The sequence below is a fragment of the Pseudomonas sp. Ma2-10 genome (assembly GCF_054330215.1).
Genome location: NZ_JBTEYL010000001.1, coordinates 176660 through 199044, shown reverse-complemented (window position 1 = coordinate 199044; position 22385 = coordinate 176660). Strand labels below are relative to the sequence as shown.

At 59.4% G+C, this 22385-nt stretch carries 11 protein-coding genes and 2 pseudogenes; 5 read left to right on the top strand and 8 right to left on the bottom strand.

Going from position 1 to position 22385, the window contains the following annotated elements:
• Window positions 1-24: 24 nt before the first annotated feature.
• Window positions 25-3141: a transglycosylase domain-containing protein gene (locus tag ACXPVS_RS00835; RefSeq protein WP_458508219.1), complete on the bottom strand. Its 3117-nt coding sequence runs from the start codon at window positions 3139-3141 to the stop codon at window positions 25-27.
• Between the two features lie 502 nt (window positions 3142-3643).
• On the opposite strand from ACXPVS_RS00835, the gene ACXPVS_RS00830 reads away from it, so the two are divergent.
• On the top strand, window positions 3644-5062 hold the full coding sequence (locus tag ACXPVS_RS00830; RefSeq protein WP_458508218.1) for an amino acid permease: 1419 nt from the start codon (window positions 3644-3646) through the stop codon (window positions 5060-5062).
• Between the two features lie 56 nt (window positions 5063-5118).
• Here the strand turns inward: ACXPVS_RS00830 and opgC are convergent.
• From opgC to ACXPVS_RS00805, 5 genes and pseudogenes are all read right to left on the bottom strand, one after another.
• Window positions 5119-5564 (bottom strand): annotated as a pseudogene (gene opgC / locus ACXPVS_RS00825) (OpgC domain-containing protein); the annotation flags it as partial.
• A gap of 148 nt (window positions 5565-5712) precedes the next feature.
• Window positions 5713-7332: an FMN-binding glutamate synthase family protein gene (locus tag ACXPVS_RS00820; protein ID WP_458508217.1), complete on the bottom strand. Its 1620-nt coding sequence runs from the start codon at window positions 7330-7332 to the stop codon at window positions 5713-5715.
• A 90-nt stretch (window positions 7333-7422) separates the two neighbouring features.
• Entirely contained in the window at window positions 7423-9717 is a 2295-nt protein-coding gene (gene bglX, locus ACXPVS_RS00815) for a beta-glucosidase BglX (RefSeq protein ID WP_458508216.1), read from the bottom strand.
• A gap of 14 nt (window positions 9718-9731) precedes the next feature.
• Window positions 9732-11375, bottom strand: a complete 1644-nt coding sequence (locus tag ACXPVS_RS00810; RefSeq protein WP_458508215.1) for a glucan biosynthesis protein — start codon at window positions 11373-11375, stop codon at window positions 9732-9734.
• 302 nt (window positions 11376-11677) lie between these two features.
• Window positions 11678-11827, bottom strand: a pseudogene (locus tag ACXPVS_RS00805) (helix-turn-helix transcriptional regulator); the annotation flags it as partial.
• Between the two features lie 336 nt (window positions 11828-12163).
• On the opposite strand from ACXPVS_RS00805, the gene ACXPVS_RS00800 reads away from it, so the two are divergent.
• Genes ACXPVS_RS00800 through ACXPVS_RS00790 form a run of 3 tightly spaced genes read left to right on the top strand, consistent with a single transcriptional unit; the run spans window position 12164 to window position 13761 of the window.
• Complete coding sequence (locus ACXPVS_RS00800; RefSeq protein WP_458508214.1) at window positions 12164-12598, top strand: NUDIX hydrolase; 435 nt, start codon at window positions 12164-12166, stop codon at window positions 12596-12598.
• Window positions 12599-12622: 24 nt separating this feature from the next.
• Window positions 12623-13261 carry a LysE family translocator gene (locus tag ACXPVS_RS00795; protein ID WP_458508213.1) on the top strand — a complete coding sequence of 213 codons (639 nt, stop codon included), beginning with the start codon at window positions 12623-12625 and terminating at the stop codon, window positions 13259-13261.
• Between the two features lie 2 nt (window positions 13262-13263).
• Window positions 13264-13761, top strand: coding sequence for an N-acetyltransferase family protein (locus ACXPVS_RS00790; RefSeq protein ID WP_458508212.1), 498 nt, complete (start codon window positions 13264-13266; stop codon window positions 13759-13761).
• Between the two features lie 32 nt (window positions 13762-13793).
• Here the strand turns inward: ACXPVS_RS00790 and metR are convergent, their stop codons facing one another.
• Window positions 13794-14711, bottom strand: a complete 918-nt coding sequence (gene metR, locus ACXPVS_RS00785) for a transcriptional regulator MetR (RefSeq protein WP_458508211.1) — start codon at window positions 14709-14711, stop codon at window positions 13794-13796.
• 107 nt (window positions 14712-14818) lie between these two features.
• Here metR and metE point away from each other — a divergent pair, with 107 nt between their 5' ends.
• A complete protein-coding gene (gene metE, locus ACXPVS_RS00780) occupies window positions 14819-17131 on the top strand; it encodes a 5-methyltetrahydropteroyltriglutamate--homocysteine S-methyltransferase (protein WP_458508210.1) in 2313 nt (770 codons plus the stop codon).
• 38 nt (window positions 17132-17169) lie between these two features.
• Here metE and ACXPVS_RS00775 read toward each other — a convergent pair whose 3' ends face one another.
• Complete coding sequence (locus tag ACXPVS_RS00775) at window positions 17170-22383, bottom strand: dermonecrotic toxin domain-containing protein (RefSeq protein ID WP_458508209.1); 5214 nt, start codon at window positions 22381-22383, stop codon at window positions 17170-17172.
• Window positions 22384-22385 lie beyond the last annotated feature (2 nt).

Below are 22385 nucleotides of genomic sequence, written 5' to 3'. Positions count from 1 at the left end.
AAATACCACCGGCTGCGCAAAAGCTCACAGTCGCGATGTCGGAACCGGCTGACACGCAACATTGCTACCCGGTTGCAGGTACGACGTCAGAATCGGCGCCATCCCCTTGAGCACTTGCACTGGCAAGGCCGAGGTGAACTTGAACGCTTCGGCCGATTGCCCGGGCACAAACGCTGTCATCGTGCCGAAGTGACGATCGCCGATGTAGAACACGAAGGTCGCGGTGCGGTTAATGGATTTTGAACTCAGAATTCGCCCACCCGAACCGACGGCTTCGATGCGGTTATCGCCCGTACCGGTTTTGCCACCCATGGCCAACGGTTTGCCATCAGGCGTTATGAAACTGCCGGAGATGCGTTTGGCTGTGCCGGCATCCACCACCTGCGACAACGCTTCGCGCATGGCTGCCGCTACCTCGGAAGGCATCACCCGTTTACCGGCACCCGGGTCATTGATCAGTTTGGTTTCGTACGGCGTGTTCGCTGCAAAATGCAGGCTGTCGATGCGCAGTGTCGGCATGCGCACGCCGTCGTTGAGGAGGGTGCCGATCAGCTCGGCCAATGCTGCCGGACGGTCGCCGGAACTGCCGATGGCGGTGGCGAGCGACGGCACCAGGTGATCGAATGGATAGCCGACTTTCTGCCAGCGCTGGTGAATGCCGAGGAACGCCTCGATCTCCAGCATGGTGCGAATGCGGCTGTCGCGGGCCCCCTTGTGACGGCTTTTGAACAGCCAGCTGTAGACTTCCTGGCGTTCGAACTGGCTGGCTTTGACGATCTGGCTGAACTTGGCGTCGGGGTTGTTCAACAAGTAGCCGATCAGCCATAGATCCAGCGGGTGAACCTTGGCGATGAAGCCCTGGTCGGGTAGGTCGTAGGCGCCAGGGCCGTAGCTTTCGTAGAGGCGTTGGAGGCGTTCGTCGGTCAGTTTTTCGGTGAGTTTGGTGCCGCTCAGGTGCGAGCGCACGAACATGTTGAAGCTTTCCTGACTGGCCTGTGGCAACAGGTAACGATGCACCGCGGCCATGCGGATCGGGGTCGGGCGCATGCTGTCGAGGAAGGTCTCGAGCCGCGCCTGGGTGTTCTTGTTCTTGTATTTCTTCCAGAACCTCAGCAGGAACGACGTGCCTTCGCGGTCGGCGAACGAGGCCAGGTATTCCTGGCGGCGAGGGTCGCGGTCGTCCTTGAGCAATTCGGCGCTGTTGTTGGGGCCTGAATACGTGGTGTAACGCACCAGGTCACGCATCAGCCGAATGAATGGCAGGTTGATCGACTCGCGCAGGGCATCACGCAGGGTCGGGAGGCGGCCGTTGTCTTCTTTGCGAAAGTTAACGAATGTGTGCCGCCCGCCACCGGTGAAAAAAGCTTCGCCGGGGCTGGCCGAGTATTTGCGATCCAGCGCAGCGCCGAGCATGCCTGGCAAATTGCGGTCTTTGTTCTGGATCAGGTAATCGACGGCCCAGCGACTCAGGCGGTCCTGATCAGGGACGTCGACCTTCTTCAGTTCCGGGACGGTCATCGTTGCGTACTTATCGTGCAGCTCGGCGATGATTTGCAAATAGGTGGTCAGCACACGCATCTTGGCGGTGGAGCCCAGTTCCAGCTTGCTGCCTTCATTAATATCGAACGGCTGGTCGGTGCTGTCGGTCTGCACCCGCACCCGCGAGCCGTCCGGGGTCAGTTCGAACAGCGTGAAGCTGTAGCGCACTTGGGCGGTGCTGGTGGGGGTCAGCAGGCGTTCGCCCATCAAACCGATCTGCGCCGCAAACACCGGGTCGGCCAGATGCTTCAGGTACTCGGTAGTCTGGGTTTGCAACTCGCCGTGCAGGGTGCTGGTGGCGGAAAGATCAAGGCGGTCGAGGTCGTACAGCGGACGGTTGAGCAACCCGCCCAGACGACTGCGCGCCACGCTGATGCCCTTGTTGGTTTCGATCAACTGAATGGTTGGCTGTGTCTGCCAGTCGCGATAAGTCACTTTGCTGGCCAATGCCGCTGCCGCGAGAGGCGCATCGATCACGGTATTCAGTGCCAGCAGACGAATGTGGCTGTCGGTGAGGTCGGCCAGTTCATCGTGGCCCTTGGTCAGGTAGTAGGAAGGGCGGCGCTGGGCAATCATTAAGGACAACATCTCACGCAGGGCCAGACCTTTTTCCGACATGCTTTTCGGATCTGTCTCCTTGCTGGCCAGCCGCTCGTTAGCCTGGTTGAAATCGGCGCCGTACCAGACGCGCAAACCTTCGGCCATGCCATGCACTTCACCGTGGCCCGGTACTGCCGACAGGGGCACGCTGTTGAGGTAATCGCGAATCACGTTCTGCCGGGCTTCGAGGGTCTGCGGTCCGGCCTGATAGGCGCGCACACTGGCAGAGATCATCTGACGAATTTTTTCCGCGCCCGACACGGTCAGGCCTGCGGGCGAATGCCGGTACTTCTCAAGTTGCGTTGCCAGGGTACTGCCCCCCGCCGACTGGCCCGGCAAGTGCAATAACTTGGCGACCTGGGACCACGCCGCCAGGCCGAACCGAGGCCAATCCACGGCAGGGTTGGCCCGGGGCTGAGCGGGATCGAGCAGAAAGCGGTTTTCGATGAACAGCAAACTGTTGACCACCGCGGGGGGGATTGCCGCAAAGCTTGAATACAGTTGTTGTGGGTATTTGTACTGGTAAAGGGGGGCCGCACGGCAATCGGTGATCGACAATCCCGCCTGGATTTTCTCCGCGTAGGGCACGAAAAAGCCATTGTCGGTGTAGTCCATCAACTTTTGGGAAAACCGGGTCTGGGACGTCACGACGTAGTTACGCTTGATCAGGCGCGGCAGGAACTCATCCAGGGCGCTATAGCCCAGACGCAGGTCGAAAGGACCGGCGCCGGGATAGTGAATGGCATCGCTGGGGCCGGGTTTTAGCTCGTAGCTCAGGGTGGCGGCTAATTGGCTGAGTTCCCGGGATTGAAACTTCGACGTGCGCATTTCCTTGGCCGTGGCCAGCCCCAGGACAATCAGTAGTATCAGCAACAATAACCAGAACGCTCCCCAACCGTGCTTTGTACGGCGGCGAGCGGGTTTTTCAGGTACAGGCGCTTCATCCACACGTTCAGTCGGAACCCCATTTTTTCTCGAATCGGTTTGCCACAAAGCGCCCATAGTCGACTGATCCATTCACGCAGATTGAGAGGACTTGTCTGAAGCTTAGACGGTGGTTGGCCTTGGTGAAAAAATTGTGAACACGCAAATCTTGAATTCTCATCGTTAAGTCGCTGTGGAAAGGCGCTTTTGTGGCGAGTCGTCTTAAAGGTTTGCGCTAGAGCCCTCGCCGTGCGAATGCTGGCTCGATAGGGGCATGACGATGCACCAATACCGTGCAATACTCCGCGCCGTTTCATTGGCGAATAATCCGGCTTTAGGCAGGTAATGCCCCTCCGTAAAGCCGGCTTTTGCCGAGAGTTCTCGCTAAATGTTGTGGTTTATAGAGTGAAAAACCCTGCAAGAAGCTTTTTATACTGCACGCCCCGCTGATCTTGCAGGTTTTGTCCTACAAGACGGGTCTGCCCACGAAGCAGGTCCGGTTTCAGAAAAGCATTGGCTTACCGGTCAGCGCTTCGACACTCGGTGGTCATCTCCAATAACAAGACGAGGTTGTACCCCTATGCCAGGCAATCACCTGCCCAATGGCGAGACCGCTCAAGGCGGCCCGCTCAAACGCGAACTCGGCGAACGGCATATTCGCTTGATGGCGCTCGGTGCCTGTATCGGCGTTGGCCTGTTCCTCGGTTCGGCCAAGGCCATCGAGATGGCTGGCCCGGCAATCATGCTTTCTTACATCATCGGCGGTCTGGCGATCCTGGTGATCATGCGCGCCCTCGGCGAAATGGCAGTTCACAACCCGGTCGCCGGCTCCTTCAGTCGCTATGCTCAAGACTATCTCGGCCCATTGGCGGGCTTCCTGACCGGTTGGAATTACTGGTTCCTGTGGCTGGTGACCTGCGTTGCGGAAATCACCGCGGTGGCGGTGTACATGGGCGTCTGGTTCCCCGATGTGCCGCGCTGGATCTGGGCACTCGCCGCGTTGCTCAGCATGGGCTCGATCAACCTGATCGCGGTGAAAGCCTTTGGTGAGTTCGAGTTCTGGTTCGCCCTGATCAAGATCGTCACCATCATTGCGATGGTGATCGGCGGTATCGGTGTGATCGCGTTCGGCTTCGGCAACGACGGCGTGGCGCTGGGGATTTCTAATCTCTGGGTGCACGGCGGCTTCCTGCCCAACGGCGTGCAGGGCGTGTTGATGTCCCTGCAAATGGTGATGTTCGCCTACCTCGGCGTCGAGATGATCGGCCTGACCGCCGGTGAAGCGAAGAACCCACAGAAGACCATTCCCAATGCGATCGGCTCGGTGTTCTGGCGGATTCTGCTGTTCTACGTCGGCGCGCTGTTCGTGATCCTGTCGATCTACCCGTGGAACGAAATCGGCACGCAGGGCAGCCCGTTCGTGATGACTTTCGAGCGCCTGGGCATCAAGACCGCTGCCGGCATCATCAACTTCGTGGTGATCACCGCGGCACTGTCGTCCTGCAACGGCGGCATCTTCAGCACCGGGCGCATGCTCTACAGCCTGGCGCAGAACGGTCAGGCCCCGGCCGGCTTCGCCACGACGTCGAACAACGGCGTACCGCGTCGCGCCTTGCTGCTGTCGATCGGTGTCTTGTTGATGGGCGTGCTGCTCAACTACCTGGTGCCTGAGAAAGTGTTCGTCTGGGTGACGGCGATTGCCACCTTCGGCGCGATCTGGACCTGGGTGATGATCTTGCTGGCCCAACTCAAGTTCCGCAAAGGCTTGAGCGCCAGCGAACGTGCCGGCCTGAAATACAAGATGTGGTTGTACCCGGTCAGCTCGTATCTGGCGCTGGCATTTTTGGTGCTGGTGGTCGGCCTGATGGCGTACTTCCCGGACACTCGCGTCGCACTCTATGTGGGCCCGGCATTCCTGATCCTGCTGACGGTATTGTTCTACGTGTTCAAGCTGCAACCGACCAATGTGTCGCAGGGTGCGGTGCGTTCGGCTTCGTAAGGTGTAACGCCTGAAATGAAAAAGCCCCGGCCTTTTAGACCGGGGCTTTTTGCATTTCAGGCTGTCGCGGTTTGCACTGATCGATTCAGGCGTTTATTGAAGTCCAGCCACGCCCCCAGCAACGCCATCACCCCGGCACCCACCTCAGGGCGTTGAGCATGTCCGCCAACGGCGCCAACAGCACGCTGAGGCCGAACACTTCCAGTGAATAGCGCCCCATGCGGCAGCATTGCTGCGCCAGCCAGTTTTGCGTCCAGCCGTTGCCGGGCAAGAGCCTGGCGGTGACATACGCCAGTGCCAGGAAGTGCAGCAGACGGACCGGCGACAGATCGGTCTTGCTGATCGGGTACAGCAGGTTGCTCAGGCTGGCGGGCATCACGGCATCGTGTATTTGCGGCCAGCGCCAGCAGACAGTAATCACGCCGGTAACCACCACGTATACCGCTGCGCTGACAAACAAGGGCTGGCGCAACAGCGGGCGAGTGTCGGGCAGCCGTGGCCGTCACACCTGTGATTTCTGACATATGCCACCGGCGATGCGGTGATTGCCATGGATGTGGATTTGCAGGACCCGATCAGCGTCATCCCTCATGCATTGTTCATTGGCTGGGCGCTTCACTGGTGAAGCGCGATGACAGGGCCCGACGGGTTCATGCCGCTACGACCTCATTGGGCTCAAAACTGTCCGCCCGCGCCATCTGCCACATCCGCGAGTAAAACTCTCCGTTCACTTCACCGGTCAGTAACTCCCCCGGTTTCAAGAACACATGCAGTTGCGAGAACAGTTTGATCTCGGTTGCCGACATGCGCCGCACCAAATGCTTGGCCGACAATTGCGCAGGATGTTCCAACCCGGCAGCGGCGAGCATTTCGGCCAGGGCCTTGAGGGTGTTGCGGTGGAAGTTGAAGACGCGTTGGGCCTTGTCCGGAACCACTAACGCGCGTTGGCGCAGGGTGTCCTGGGTGGCGACGCCGGTCGGGCACTTGTTGGTGTGGCAGCTTTGCGACTGGATGCAGCCGATGGCGAACATGAAGCCGCGAGCGGAGTTGGCCCAGTCGGCGCCGATGGCCAGGACGCTGGCGATGTCGAAGGCGCTGACGATCTTGCCGCTGGCGCCGAGTTTGATTTTTTCCCGCAGGTTCAGGCCGACGAGTGTGTTGTGTACGAACAGCAGGCCTTCGCGCATCGGCACGCCGATGTGGTCGGTGAATTCCACAGGCGCGGCACCGGTGCCGCCTTCCTTGCCATCAACCACGATGAAGTCCGGGAGGATGCCGGTTTCCAGCATGGCCTTGGCGATGCCCATGAATTCCCACGGGTGGCCGAGACAGAACTTGAAGCCCACCGGTTTGCCACCGGACAGTTCACGCAGTTGAGCGATGAAGTGCATCAGTTCGATCGGCGTGGAAAACGCGCTGTGCCGCGACGGCGAGATGCAGTCTTCGCCCATCAGAATGCCGCGTGTTTCGGCGATTTCTTGGGTGACCTTGTGCTTGGGCAAAATTCCGCCATGACCGGGCTTGGCGCCTTGGCTCATCTTGATTTCGATCATCCGCACTTGGGGCGTCTGCGCTTGTGCCGCGAAGCGTTCAGGGTCAAAGCGTCCGTCAGCGGTGCGGCAGCCGAAGTAGCCGCTGCCGAGTTCCCAGGTCAGGTCGCCGCCGTTTTCCCGGTGATAGGCGCTGATGCTGCCTTCGCCGGTGTCGTGGGCGAAGTTGCCGAGTTTCGCCCCTTGGTTCAACGCGCGAATGGCGTTGGCGCTGAGGGAGCCGAAGCTCATGGCCGAGATGTTGAACACCGACGCCGAGTACGGCTGCGAGCACTGCGGGCCGCCGACCGTTACCCGGAAACTGCTCGGGTCACTCAACGGCGCCGGGCGCATGGAGTGGCCGATGAATTCGAAACCCGACTGATACACATCGATCAACGTGCCGAAGGGTTTGTCGGCGCTTTGATTCTTGGCACGTGAATAGACCAGCGAACGCTGGGCCCGGGAGAAGGGCAGGGCGTCGCTGTCGGATTCGAGCAGGTACTGGCGGATTTCCGGGCGAATACCCTCCACCAGATAACGGATGTTGCCGAGGATCGGGTAATTACGACGCACCGCGTGAGGGCTTTGCAGCAGATCGAACAGACCCACGAGGCTGAGAATGCCGGTGACGACGGTGATCGGCCAGAGCCAGTCGTGCTCCAGGAAGGGCAGGCTGGCGAGGGTAAACATCACACAGACGGCAAAGAAGGCGTAGCGGCTCAGGAGTGACAGGCTCATACGGTTTCCTTGGGGGCGGACTTGGTGGGGCAGTCCGGCATTCTGCGCCTGTAGAGAACCTGTGAAAAGAGAGTGTCACCGCCCCGGCATTCACATTACTGAAGCCTCGCGCAGCATCCGCGGTATGGCTGAACCGAGCCCAGGCACTCGTTTACCGGTGGTTACCTCGAAGCTCACCTGATTGTCCGTGGCGGAACTGCCGCCGACAAACACCGTGAACGTCCCGGGTTCAACCACTCTCAGGAAGTATTTATCCAGCAGCGCAAAGTCCTCCTGATCCAGCAGGAAGCTCACTGTTCGTGATTCTCCCGGAGCGAGCCTGACCCGCATAAATCCACGCAAACTGCGCACCGGACGAGTCACGCTCGCGACATCGTCGCGCAAGTACAACTGGATGACTTCCTCTCCCTCTCGCCTGCCGGTATTACGGACTGTCACCTGCACCGACAGTTTTTCATTGGCTGTCAGTGTCGTTGTACTGAGGCTAGGGGTGTCATATGTAAAGGTCGTGTAACTCAGGCCATGGCCGAAGGGATAGAGTGGCGTCCAGGGCTGGTCAACGTACTTCGAGGTGTAAACCGCCGCTTTGCTCGGCGGGCGGCCGGTATTTTTGTGCTCAAAGTAAATGGGCACCTGCCCGACCGAACGCGCAAAAGTGATGGGGAGCTTGCCACTTGGATTCACGTCACCGAACAACACATCGGCCACGCCGTGACCCATCTCAGAACCGAGAAACCAGGATTCGAGAATAGCGGGCACCTTCTCGGCCATTCTCGGAATGGCCAAGGGACGACCGTTCATGAGAATGACCACCAAGGGTTTGCCGGATTCGATCAACCGTGACAACAGTGCATCTTGAGCACCGGGCAAGCCCAGGGATGCACGGCTGCGCGCTTCGCCACTCATGTCCGCACTTTCGCCAAGAACGGCAATCACCACATCGGCATCCGCGGCTGCGCGTTGTGCCTCGTCGACTCCTGAGAGTTCAGCGCTGTCGGGCGAGGCTCCGGCCTTGTAGATGACCTGTGTCGCGGGCGATACCGCGCGTTTGATACCCTCAAGAACCGTAATCGATTCCTCGGGGCGGCCGTCCCCTGGCCAAGAGCCCAATGTGGCGTGGGCGTCAGTAGCGAGCGCGCCTACCACCACGAGTTTGTGCATATCCTTGGGCAGCGGCAACAGTTGGTTGTCGTTCTTCAGCAACACAATGGATTTTTGCGCCGCCTCCCGTGCCAGCGCGCGCGTGTGCGGCGTGAGGGTCAGCAGACGTTCGCGGGCCGGGTCGCTGTAGCGATAAGGATCGTTGAACAAACCCAATCGTTGTTTGGCCTGGAGTACACGCCGCACCGCGTCGTCCAGCAAACGCTGCGGAATTTTCCCACTGCGCACCAGTGCCGGTAATTCCTTTGCGTAGAGACCGCTGGCCATGTCGATATCCATCGTGGCCTCGACTGCGAGATTGCCCGCTGTCGGGGGGATCGCAGCCACGCCGTGCTTCATCAATTCGGGTATGCCGCAGTAGTCGCTGACAATGATCCCGTCGAAGCCCCATTGATCGCGTAGTCTTTCTTTCAGCAGCGAGTGATTGGCGTGCATCGGTGTGCCCGCGATCTCGTTGAACCCAGGCATGATCGAATCTGTCCCAGCCTCCACCGCGGCACGAAACGGTGGCAGATAGACCTCTCGCAAGGTGCGTTCCGAGATATCAGCAGTGTTGTAGTCGCGCCCGCCCTCGGCTGCCCCGTACGCCACAAAGTGCTTGGCGGTGGACAGCATCATGGAAGTGTTTTTCTCGTCGGCACCACGAAAACCTCTTACACGTGCAACCGCCAGCGAGGAACCGAGAAACGGGTCTTCACCTGCACCCTCGACCACCCGGCCCCAACGTGGGTCACGCGTGATATCGACCATGGGCGCGAAGGTCCAGTGCAATCCGCTGGCGGTTGCTTCGACGGCGGCGGCACGGGCAGTGCGTTGCGACAGTTCAGGTTCCCAGGCCGCGGCCTCGGCAAGAGGAACCGGAAAAATGGTGCGAAAACCATGAACCACGTCAAATGAGAACAGCAACGGGATATGCAGGCGTGATCCTTCGACCGCTCTGCGTTGCAGTTGACGTGTGGTTTCGGCGCCAAAGACCCCAATCAGAGAACCGGCGTCTTCTACGCGAAGAATGTTCTCGCCTTTGTTATCCACAATGGGCCCGGTGGGCGTCGTTTGCATGCCCAGTTGCGTGAGCTGGCCGGCCTTTTCTTCGAGCGTCATCTGCGCGAGCAGTGTTTTAATCACATCGTCGTTACCGGGCGGCGAATCCGCATAGGCGTGAACCCAAGTCCCCGCAACAAGCGTAGTTAGGATGGCGTTTCTGATGACGCGTCGGACATCCATGACCGGTAATCCTCTCAGGAGACGTTAAAAATTCCGGAGCGGTGTTGCAATGCAATCGCCCCGGATTGTGAGTCGAATGGGTGATATTGATAGAGCCATGTTTCCGACAACGTCTTGTCATCCAGGCGCAAGAACAGGCGCAATTCCACTGGCGCTTTCCCATCGACGCTTAAATCGAACTGAGCACGCCAGTGGCCGGGCACGCCATCTGGCACAGCCTCTGTAAATACATTCGAGAAAGTCCCTCGGGATGAGGTGAGTACGGCTTGCGGTTTAATGCCGAAGGCGAGTTTCTCCAGCGGTGTGCCTTTGAACTCCACGACGAACTTGCGCACGCCTTTGGGCCGCGGTTGGCCGGGTTGGCCGCCATTGCCCAAGCGAGTTGCCACGCAACGAGCCAATTCAGAAGGGTAGGGTTCATCCGCCAACCAATGAAGGAGATAACGTAGCCGATAGGAATTGCCTGCCTCGGCAGGTTCGGCAGGGACCCACATGGCGACGATATTGTCGTGAATTTCATCGTCAGTGGGGATCTCCACCAACTGAACGCTGCCTGCCCCCCAATCGCCAAGAGGTTCTACCCACAGGCTGGGGCGACGTTCGTAATGCACGCCGTCCTCAAAATTGTTGAAGTCCCGATCCCGCTGCAATAAACCAAAACCCCGTGGATGGTTGTCGCTGAAAGCCGATGCCATGGTGCGTGCAGGGTTGTTCAAGGGTCGCCAGATGCGCTCGCCGTTTCCGGTCCAAAGCGCCAGGCCATCAGAATCGTGTACCTCGGGGCGCCAGTCGGCGGCGGTGCGCTTGGCTGTTTCGCTGAACCAATGCATGGACGTCAGCGGGGCGATGCCGAAACGTCCAACATCCTGGCGCAGGAACAGCGCACACTCGATGTCCATGACCACGCCTTTGGTCCGGTGAATGGTGAAGCGATAGGCGCCACAGATGCTGGGGCCGTCAAGCAATGCGTATAGCGTTACGCTCTCATTACGATCGTCTTTGGGGGTTTCAAACCAGATGTGCGTGAAATTCGGGAACTCTTCAGCCGTATCGGGTTGTGCTACGTCCAGCGCGATGCCGCGCGCTGAAAGCCCATATTGGTACAACTCGCCAATGGCACGAAAATATGAGGCCCCGAGAAAGGCCACCCAGTCATTGTGCTTCCAGTCGCGTTCTTTCTGGTCACCCCGGCGACTTTCCTGAAGACGAAAGCCAGAAAAACCACTGTCCGGGGGGAGTGCACGAGCCGGACTGTCGGCCGGCATAGTGAAGTAGTTCGGGTCGTAAAGTATCTCTTGAGCACTGCCTTCTTTAATCAAATGCAAGCGGACCGGTATACGAAAGTAGGTGCCCAAGTGAAAAAAAGTGACAGGGTATTGTCCGGGGCCTTTTGAAAAAAGCGCCTGTTGCGGATCGAACTTTATTTTTCCATGGGCTTCGTAGTCGATCTTTGACAGGCGTTGTGCAGAAGCTGTTGCTGGAGCGATATAGGGCTTCAACATTAAGGCTTGCGCACGTTCAATCAAGCTGTCGAAGGAAAACACCGCCGACGTACCCAGCTTCAGATGTTCATCTGCGATGGCTGCTGACTTGATGTTCAGGGCGCACAAAGCCGTTGAGAGAGAGGCGAATGTCAAAAAGGAGCGGCGTGTAAACATAAGGAGGCCTGTCCATGGCGGATGAGTGAAAACGGTTAACTGCCTAAAGCGCCCAATTGCATCGTATTGGTTACGCAAGAGCATGCTTAGGTCAACGAAGTGAGTTTGTTAGTCAGTTGAATCCAAGGCAGGCGCGCGGGCATAACCGCATGGATTGAATATCAACGTCAGAGGGATTGTTTAACGGAAAAGTGGGCCAAGTCTACTGTCAGAAATAACAGGTATTTACTGTTTCTGATAAGTGGTAGCAATCAATGAAGGGACGGGTACTCAGGCATTTTGCGCCATGTGTTTCTTATGGCGGGAGTGCCGTCCGTGCCCGGGCATTCGGCGAACACTTGCGGGTGCTGATCGGCGCTGAAAAGCAGCGCCACCCAGCTGTAGAAGGTCACGTACTGATCCAGCAACCGCACCAGTTGCGTCCAGAAATTGGGCTTGTCGAGGACGTCGATCCGTTGCCCGAACGGGCAATCTTTCTGCCCGCCTGGTTAAGAACGAGGAATACCATGAACGTCGAACTCGCCCAGTTGGTGGGCCGTGACAACGACACGGCTTACAACCTCGAACGCACTCTGTCATTGGGTTCGGTGGTGCTGTTTGGCATCGCCTTCGAGGCCATGGAAGGCGCGAAATACAGCATTTTCGTGAAGGTGCCGGAAAAAGAGGCGGCCGCGCTACTGGAACGCGCCACTGCATAGACGCGGGTGCAGGGTGTGGTTTTTGGGGGGGTGACGAAGCGGCAGCGATCATGTGATTCTTGCGCCTTTTGCCAAGGACGATCCTGATCCATGACGCTGTCATCCGCTTCTGCCCCCCGCCTTATCCGCATCGCCGCGGCCCTGTTGCTCGGCCCGGACGGTCGCACGCTGTTGGTCCGCAAGCGCGGCACCGAGGCGTTCATGCAGCCGGGGGGCAAGATCGAAGCCCATGAGCAACCGGTCCACGCGCTGGCCCGTGAACTGGAAGAAGAATTGGGCCTGGTCATTGATCCGGCACACGCCATTTATCTCGGGCAATTCTCGGCACCGGCCGCCAATGAGCCGGGTTTTACCGTCCAGGCCGAACTCTTTCAACTGACCATCGAGTCAGACGTATCGCCTGCGGCGGAGATCGAAGAGGTGTGCTGGATCGACCCGGCCACTGACGGCAATGTCACGCTGGCGCCATTGACACGGGACTTGATCCTGCCGTTTTATCGTGCATTGTTATCCGAAACTGCCTGATTATTACCGGACAAAGGACTGCCCATGATCCCGCTTCAAGACTTGCTGATCTTCGCCGCTGCCGCGTTGCTGATGGTGCTGACGCCGGGGCCGAACATGATTTACCTGATCTCCCGTTCGATCTGCCAGGGGCGCAAGGCCGGTGTGACCTCGTTGCTCGGTGTAGTCGCGGGGTTTTTCGTGCACCTGTTCGCGGCCGCGGCCGGTTTGACCGCGGTGTTTCTGGCGGTGCCGATGGCCTACGAAGTGCTGAAGTGGGCCGGCGCGCTGTACCTGATGTGGTTGGCCTGGCAAGCCGTGAAACCGGGGGCGCGTTCGGCGTTCGAGGCACAGCAGTTGCCGCCGGACTCGTCGCGCAAACTGATCACCATGGGTTTTCTGACCAGCGCTCTGAACCCGAAGATCGCCGTGTTTTATTTGTCGGTGTTTCCGCAGTTCATCACGCCTGAGCATGGCTCGGTGTTCACCCAAAGCATCACGCTGGGTCTGACTCAGATCAGCGTCAGTTTCAGCGTCAATCTGTTGATCGCGCTGTTCGCCGGGGGCATCGCCTCCTGGTTCGTCAACAACCCGTCCTGGCTGGCGGTGCAACGCTATTTCATGGGGTTCGTGCTGTCGGCGCTGGCGGTGCGACTGATGCTGGAACAACGACGGATGGCTTGACTATGCGGATTGAACGGCTTGATGCCAGTCATGCGCTGGATTATCGGGCGCTGATGCTCGAAGCCTATGACCTGCATCCCCAGGCGTTTACCTCCAGCGTGCGCGAACGCGCCGTGATGCCGTTGAGTTGGTGGGCGTCACGCCTGAGCAGCACGCTGGACGTGGTGTTCGGCGCGTTCGAAAACGCTGAGTTGGCGGGCATCGTCGGCCTGGCCTTCGAGCCTCGGGAGAAGGCCCGGCACAAGGTGACATTGTTTGGCATGTACGTGTCGGGCAAGGTCCGGCAACGTGGGTTCGGTTATCACCTGGTACAGGCTGCCCTGGCTGAAGCGCAGAACCATAACGGTCTGAGGCTGATCCAGCTGACCGTCACCGCCGGCAATGACGCCGCGTTCAACCTGTACCAGCGTTGCGGCTTCATCCCGTTCGGTCTCGAACCTTTGGCGGTACGGGTGGGCGAAGACTACTTCGACAAAATCCACATGTGGCGCGAGCTCTAAATCCACCGCAGTCCCGCAGGAGAGGTCTGTTCCTAGCGAACTGCGCTGACGCCGTCGAGTGTCGAGAACGACGTGTCCTTGGCCGTCAGCAAGAAGTCGCGCATGTACGGCGCGTCCAGCATGTCGGCGCGAATCCCGGCGTACAGCGTCGCAAACAATCCCTTCTCGCCCAGCCGCTTGGCCTTCACGTAACCCCGTGAGCTGTATTCATGCAGCGCCCAATGGGGTACGCCGCACACGCCGCGTCCGCTGGCCACCAATTGCATCATCATCACCGTCAGTTCCGACGTGCGGACCTGCGCCGGCTCGATATCGGCCGGCTCCAGGAAACGGGTGAAGATGTCCAGACGATCACGCTCCACCGGGTAGGTAATCAGCGTTTCCGTGAGTAAATCTTCCGGGACGATGTAGGCCTTGCTCGCCAAACGGTGCTGGTTGGCCACCGCGAGCATCGCTTCGTAGGTGAACAACGGCACGTAAGTGATCCCGGCCAGTTCCAGCGGATCGGAAGTCACTACCAAATCCAGATCGCCACGGGCCAGCGCCGGCAGCGGGGCGAAGGAGAACCCTGAGGCCAGGTCCAGTTCGACTTCCGGCCAGGCATCGCGGAACTGGTCGATGGTCGGCATCAACCACTGAAAGCAACTGTGGCACTCGATCGCCATGTGCAAACGCCCGGCAGTGCCACCGGCCAGCCGCGCGATATCGCGCTCGGCACCCCGCAACAACGGCAGAGTGGCGTCGGCCAGTTGCAGCAGACGCAAACCGGCGCTGGTGAAGCGCACCGGTTTGGTCTTGCGCACGAACAGCGGCATCCCCAGCCGTTCCTCAAGCTCCTTGAACTGATGGGACAGGGCCGACTGCGTCAGGTGCAAGCGGTCGGCCGCATCCACCAGGCTTTCGGCTTCGCGCAAGGCGTGCAGGGTCTTCAGGTGACGGATTTCAAGCACCGGGGGCTCCATGAGTAAAACTTGTGATCAACACGAAAAGGTTGAGTTTGTCTCATGTTGGGTTGGGTGTCGACAATAGCGCCATCTTTTACAGGGAGAAATTCACCATGGCTCTGGCCCATACACTTGGTTTTCCGCGTATCGGCGCTGACCGCGAACTGAAAAAAGCCCTCGAATCCTACTGGAAAGGCGGCCTCGATCAGGACGCGCTGAAAAGCGTCGGCCGCCAATTGCGCGCCACCCATTGGCAGTTGCAGAAAGACGCCGGCATCGACCTGCTGCCCGTGGGCGACTTCGCCTGGTACGACCAGGTCCTGACCCATTCCCTGACCTTCGGTGTGATCCCCGAGCGTTTTGACAGCGCCAAGGACTCGCGCGGCCTGCCGACCCTTGACACCTTGTTCGCCATGGCCCGTGGCGCCACGGCCGCCTGCTGCGGCGGCGAACACAGCAAAGGGCAATACGCCCAGGAACTGACCAAGTGGTTCGACACCAACTACCACTACCTGGTCCCGGAATTCACCGCTGACCAGCAATTCAAACTGAGCTGGGAACAGCTGTTCGACGAAGTTGATGAGGCGAAGGCGCTGGGCCACAACGTCAAACCCGTCATCATCGGTCCGCTGACTTACCTGTGGCTGGGCAAAGCCAAGGGCAACGACTTCGACAAGCTCGAACTGCTGGAACGCCTGCTGCCGATCTACGGCGAGATACTCAGCCGCCTCGCCGCTCAAGGCGTGGAGTGGGTGCAGATCGACGAACCGATCCTGACCCTTGACCTGCCACAGGCCTGGAAAAACGCCTTCGAGCGCGCCTATCACATCCTTCAATACTCTCCGCTGAAAAAACTCGTGGCGACCTACTTCAGCGGTCTGGAAGACAACCTTGGCCTGGCCGTCAACCTGCCCGTGCAAGGCTTGCACATTGATGCCGTGCGTGCCCCGGATCAACTCGGCCAAGTGCTGGACCGTCTGCCGCCCTACAAGATTCTCTCGGTGGGCCTGGTCAACGGTCGTAACGTCTGGCGCTGCGAGCTGGAGCAAGTCCTCGCGCAACTGCAGCCGGCCCAGGAACGCTTTGGCGACAACCTGTGGGTCAGCAGTTCCTGCTCGTTGCTGCATAGCCCGGTGGATCTGGATCGCGAAGACAAACTCGACCCGGAACTGAAAAGCTGGCTGGCGTTTGCCGTGCAGAAGTGCGGCGAAATCGCCGTGCTGCGCGATGCCCTGAACGACCCGCAATCACCCAAGGTGCAAGCCGCACTCGCCCAAAGCCGTGCCATTCAAGCCAGCCGTGCCGAGTCGCCGCGTATCCATAAAGCCCTGGTGCAGGCGCGCCTCAACGCCATCGGTGCGGCGGACAGCCAACGTCACTCGCCGTTCGCCAAACGCATTGAGCAGCAACGTGCGCGGTTGAAACTGCCGACATTCCCGACCACCACCATCGGTTCGTTCCCGCAGACCGGTTCGATTCGTCTGGCACGCCAGGCGTTCAAGCAAGGCAAGCTGTCGGCCAACGATTACACCGACGCCATGCACAGCGAAATCCGCCAGGCCGTGCAAGTTCAGGAACGCCTGGGTCTGGACGTGCTGGTTCACGGGGAAGCCGAACGCAACGACATGGTCGAGTACTTCGCCGAGCAACTGGACGGCTATGTGTTCACCCGTTTTGGCTGGGTGCAAAGCTACGGTTCGCGCTGCGTGAAACCGGCGATCATCTACGGCGACCTGAGCCGTCCGAAGGCCATGACCGTCGATTGGATCACCTATGCTCAGGGCCTGACCGACAAGGTCATGAAAGGCATGCTCACCGGACCCGTCACCATGCTGATGTGGTCGTTCCCGCGTGAAGACGTCTCGCGCAAAATCCAGGCACAGCAACTGGCGCTGGCTTTGCGTGACGAAGTGGTGGACCTGGAAAGCGCCGGCATCAAGATCGTGCAGATCGACGAAGCCGCCTTTCGTGAAGGCTTGCCGCTGCGTCGGGCGCAATGGCAGGAATACCTCGATTGGGCGGTGCAAGCGTTCCGCTTGAGCGCCTCCGGTGTGCGTGACGAAACCCAGATCCACACCCACATGTGCTACAGCGAATTCAACGACGTGATTCAGTCCATCGCGGCGATGGACGCCGATGTGATCACTATCGAAACCTCGCGTTCGGGCATGGAGTTGCTGGAGGCTTTCGAAGCGTTTGATTACCCGAACGACATTGGCCCGGGCGTCTATGACATCCACTCACCACGGGTGCCGGACACCGCCGAGATAGTGAAATTGATGAGCAAAGCGGTGAAGCGGATTCCGGCCGAGCGGTTGTGGGTGAACCCGGATTGCGGATTGAAAACCCGGGCGTGGCCTGAGACTGAGGCGGCGTTGGTGAACATGGTGGCTGCGGCGCGGCAGTTGCGGAGTCAATTGGCTTAGCCAAAACGGGAGCGGACAAACCGCTCCCGCTTTACGTTCTAAACCTGATCGAAATGTTTGAGTGCCGCTGATTTTTTGCCGATATCGGCGTAGGGAAGCGCGGCGTTATCGGCGTGGGTCAGAAAGCGGTGTTCCGGCAGTTTTAGATGAGCCTTCTCGAATTCGCCGAAGGCCGGTGCGGCCTTGGTGTAGTGAAAGTGGGCATACCACAGCACCTTGGGCGGCATTGCAGTCAAATCCCACACTTCGTATTCCTGCAGGTAATCGATTCGACCGTCAGGCTGTTTGCCCAGGTTTTTCAGTGGGCTCGTTTTGCGTATTTCCAATGCCTTGTGGCGGACCAGGTCGTCGAGCATTCCATCGGTAGGTTTTTTTGTACTCAACGATTGTCGCGTGCGCATCTCACGCCCGCTGGTGGTGAGTTCTGCGGCGTTGTCGCGCAGTTGCTGGATGATGGCGTTCTGCGGAGCGATGTCTTCGATGTTAAGGGCGCGTCGGGTCAGTTCGCCCGCTTCGCTGACCATCATGTGCTCCAGATCAACCGGGAGCATGTCTTGAACCGCATAGGATTGAACCTTGGCCTTATAAGACGGCTGTGATTGCAGACGGCGCTGAGCATCCTCGACCAAAGACCCAAGGTCCCTTTGCACAGGGCCAATGGCCTGTTCCGGCGGGTTCAGCAGGCGAAACTTACCATTTGAACCTTGTTCCCAAACCTCCTCAAATCCGCCCTGGGCTGTCAGGGAGTATTGCCGCCTTTGGGTCGTCGGCTCCCAGCGTTCCACTCCAATCAGCAATTGATCGTCTTCGGTCGTGAACACCTTTTTGCTGTGTTGCCCGGCAGGGCGCGCGGGAGCCGACTGATTGATGGCCTTGCGTGCTCGTTCGGCCATTTTCTCGATACCCTCCAGCAACGGCGCCACGGCGTCCAGATGGAAATGCTGCGGATAGCTGGCGGTCCAGGCGTTCATGTTGCGGCGAAACTCGCTGTAAAGATCGAGGCACTCCTGCAATATCTGGTTGCGCTGGGCTCTGGTGGCGGTGACTTCCGGCAGGCTGTAATGGGTGAACAAGGCTCGATCGACTTTGGTCCGCAGACTCTCTGCCTGACCTTGCAGATAGAACCAGGAGATATCCCAGGTGGTGTCAACGCGTTTGACGATTTCCAGCAGGTGGCCGGTTCTCAGGTAGAGCAGATTGGCCTCACTGAGCCTCCCGTTCAGCATCATGACTTCGGAGGTCAGTCGCGTCTTGTGGCTGCTGACTGTTACGCGTTCGTACCACAGGTTGAGGTCGCGCATCGCGGCATCGATTTGCTCCAGTTCGTGCATGAAGGCTACACGCACCTTTCTGACGTCTTGCAGCATACGGACGCGTTCGCCGAGCGCAGTGTCCGGCAGTGCATCCAGGCGGTCGATGAGATCGTCGATCCTGTAGATCAGCGGATCTGCCCGATGATTGGCAAAGAATACCCGATGCTTGTACCGATCCGCGATCAGCAGGGCGTCATGGCTCTGCATGTCCCTGAGTACGCGCCTTTTGTTGCCATGGGTCAGGGGCAACAGATCAACCAGTGTCTGGTAGTGTCTGCTGGCCAGTTCAATGTCGCCTGTACACGCAGCTTCGGTAGCCGGCATCAGCGTCGGACGGTGCTCTAGGGTGCTGGCGTTGTACTGTTCGATGGCGGCGTTGGTACGCGCAACCCGGGTATCGAGTTGCGGGGCAACGTCGTCGGCCGCTTCGGTCAATGCGTTCTGCCGGCGCAAAGCCTGATCGACCCACCATCGCGGCAGACGTTGGCGAATGACGGCCGGCCAGAGCGGATCAAGAGCATCCGCCAGGTGCCCTTGCACACCGCCACCGCCAAGCCCGCCGCCCTCGAAGGTCACCCCGTAGACGCCGAAGTAAGTGTCCCAACGCCCTGCTTCATCAAGGCCGATGGGTTGTTTATAGGTTTTTTGACGAGTGCCGCTCAGTCGCCAGTTTCGTGAGTCGGTGCTGCGCTCAACCTGAAAGATGCGTCCCTGGCGAACGATAAAGTCGCCGTCTGCGTGCCTGTAGATGTTGCGGTACATTCCTTGGGTCGCCGGTTGCAGGCCGGTGAGAGACATCGGTTTTTCGTAATCGTACCCGGCGAAGCGATTGAAACTATGCCGCGCTTGACGCCTTGAACTCTCTTGCAACGCGCCCGCGCTTTTGCCCAATGCGTCAGTTTGACGAAGACGCGTCAGTGATCGAGCGCCCCTGGCTGACCTGGCCCCCACCGCAGTGCCGGGAAGAATGTCCATGGCGGCATCGATCAGTGACAGCAGCACCGATTCAATTTCCGTCAGACCATCGCCAATGTCGCCGCGCAACAGGGTCGCAACGGCTCGGTTGGCACTGGTCCAGGCATCGTAGAGGGCAATGGCCGAACCGACAAAGGGCACCACGCCCAACGCCATCTTCATGTAATTGAACGCCCTCGGACCACTGAGCGCGTAACGTTCCAGGTACAAGGCCTCGTTGGAACGTGAGGTTCCGCGATGCGCTTCGATCAGGCGCCCCATATGGGCATTGAGCAGGTGCTCCGCCAGTGACGTTGTTTTGGGCCACGGTACCCCCACCCCGATCATGGCGTCGAAATGTTTGAGCACGGCCTGATCGATACGACTGACATGGGCCTGCACATTACCCTGCAAGGCCCGGCCTGCCAGGTAACTGACCATTTCGCTACGCAGACACAGGTTGAACAACGCCTTGCGCGCCGATTCCAGGGTGGCGTAGCGCCGCAGGAACTGGCCGTCGGGACTGTCGGGCAGATAGAGCAACGTCATTCCGCTGATTTGCTCTTCAATGAAGGTCACCCCGGACAACGTGGTGGGGCCTTGATTGTGGGTGTCTTTTCCACCTGCACTCAGGTAGGCCGGCAGAATCGCGATGCGCTTGCGATCAGCGCGCCAGGCTTCCTGGGTGTTGGCGTCGATGGCGATGATCAACACCTGCAAATCGTCGTGTCTGATTTGTTTTTGCAGTCGCGCGGATTCCCCTTGCAACTTGAGCATCAAGCGCCAGGGCTCGATCAGGCGTTCGCGCAGGTGTTCCCTGGCGAAGGCCGATTCGGTTGCCGAGCCGGTGAAGGCGTCGCGGATCAACTGTTCATAGGCTTTGGGCAGGTCAAGCTCGGGCAGGGTCTTGCGCAAGTAGCGCTTTGTGATGCCATTGGCAAGCGCCTGACGCTCGGCAGTGTTTGCGGCGCTGACTTCGACGCGCATGGCGCCCAGTCGCAGTGACAGGGGCTCAAGCTGCATCGACGGAGTGTTGTCGATATTGGTTTGGGCCAGTTCTTCGAGTGACATCTTGCTGCGCGCCTTGCTGGGTACCGCGACGAGTTTCTGCGGGGTTCCCGGGGCGGCACCGTCGGTCAGTTGCTTTTGCAGAGTGACGGAGTCCGGCAGGTCAAGTTGCACGTCAAAATGCCCCTGGATCGAAAAGTCCTTTCGCAGGCGGGCCTGTAAGTGTTGCCGGGTGAAGTCATCGCGAGGTGTCAGGGCGAGTTCCAGCTGTGTGTGGCTGCGATGCATCGCCACAATGTACGACTCGAACAGGGCCTTGAGTTCAACGCGGTCGGCCACAGGCAATTGGGTGAGCCATTCGGGCCGGCGGGTGTACAGCGCGGCACTGCGGTGTTGGTCCAACAGGTGCGAGAACGCCAGGCTTCGGGCCGCATGCACCGGGACCTGTAGGCCGGCGAGGGCGTGCTTGCGCAGTGCTTCCAGTTGATGGGTTGTGTCGGTTTGGCGCTGACGTATTTTTCCTGCGTTCTCTTCAAAGTCGCGGGTCTGTTTGTGGAGACTATAAAGCAGGGGGTCGGTCCTTATTTTGTTTAGCCGCAAGGCCAGCACATTGTCCCGGTCCTGGATCTTGAACACCTGCCGCTCCAGCGCTGTGCGGTTGGCGAACCGTTGCAAGCCGCCGCCAGCGCCGGGCCAGTACAGCAAAAGGCTGTGTGGCGATGCAGCGTCGAGCGAGCCCCGGGTGATGACGAGAGGACCGTTGAGCGCATGGGTGGTGACGTTGCCGGTCTGCTCGGTCATTGACAGCATCAGGCTGGCAGCGGTGATAGAGGCATCACGATCGGCTGCCTCCGGTGTGTCCAACACTGCTTTGAGCAAGCTGAATTCGTCGCTGCTGATCTGTTTGAGGGCCAATTGGAGCTGGGCCTCGGCGCGCAGACCATCCTTGTGCGCCAGATAGAGCGCGCTGAACTCACGGTTGATCGTCGTAAAGTCGAAGGTGCGCGACCTGTAAAGCAGGGCGGTTGCGGCCTTGTCGGCGACTTGCTCTGCCGCCTCCAGCGCCTGCATTGCCGCTTTGAATGGCTGTTGACGGTCGCTTTCGAACTCATCCCCCAATAGCGTTTCGAGCGCATCGCGCTGCCTGTTCAGCGAGACCTGCCGCAGCGACCACGGAATATCGGCATACAGGCTGCCGAACGGTGGTGGTTCGTCTTCATCGACAATGCTTTCGATTGATATCGGGTTATCAAGACCGGGTGGCACGGCGAAAAAGCGTGCGCTCGTGTGCGGTGGGTTTGAAAGCAGATCGCTGATGCCCGTCTTCAGCGGTTGAGTGTTGGCCGTGTATTCAACGCGGATTTTATCGTCGGACAGGCCTTGGGGGATGAGCGATTGTCGCGACAGCCAATCTGCCATGTCGCTGCGTTGAGTGAAGACCTGAATGGGAACAGGTCGGCAAGGTAGATACAGCAACTGCGTGGTGGGTTGCCGATCACCCACACTGATAACCCAGGCGGCGTGGAGTTTCAGGGTGCCGCTGTCGCTCAACACCAGGGTCAACTGCTCGGTCTGGATAGGCTGATTGTCCAGGAACAGGCCTGAGGCGGGAGGGTCCAGGATCAACATCAGCGGCTTCAACTGCTCGGCGCTGAGGGTTCTGCGAGCGAACGCTACGTGAGCGGCGGCCTCAAAATGACTGCGGTACAACTGGCCCGCCCGCTCGCGCCGTGACACCGGCGTGCCGGGTGCTCGGGCGCCCCAATAGGCATTCCAGCGCTCGTTGAGCGATGGTTCAGTGCGGTGGCTTCTCAACGGTGCGGCGGCGAACAAGGCTTGCAGATCCTGGCTGCAGTCGCGCCAGCGCGCCGAAGCGCTTAACAACAGGCTTTCATCGGGGTTTTCTTTCAGGGGCGGATGGGCCGGTATCACGGTCGGCGGGGAGGCAGGGAGTACAGGAAAAGGTCTATCGGTCATGG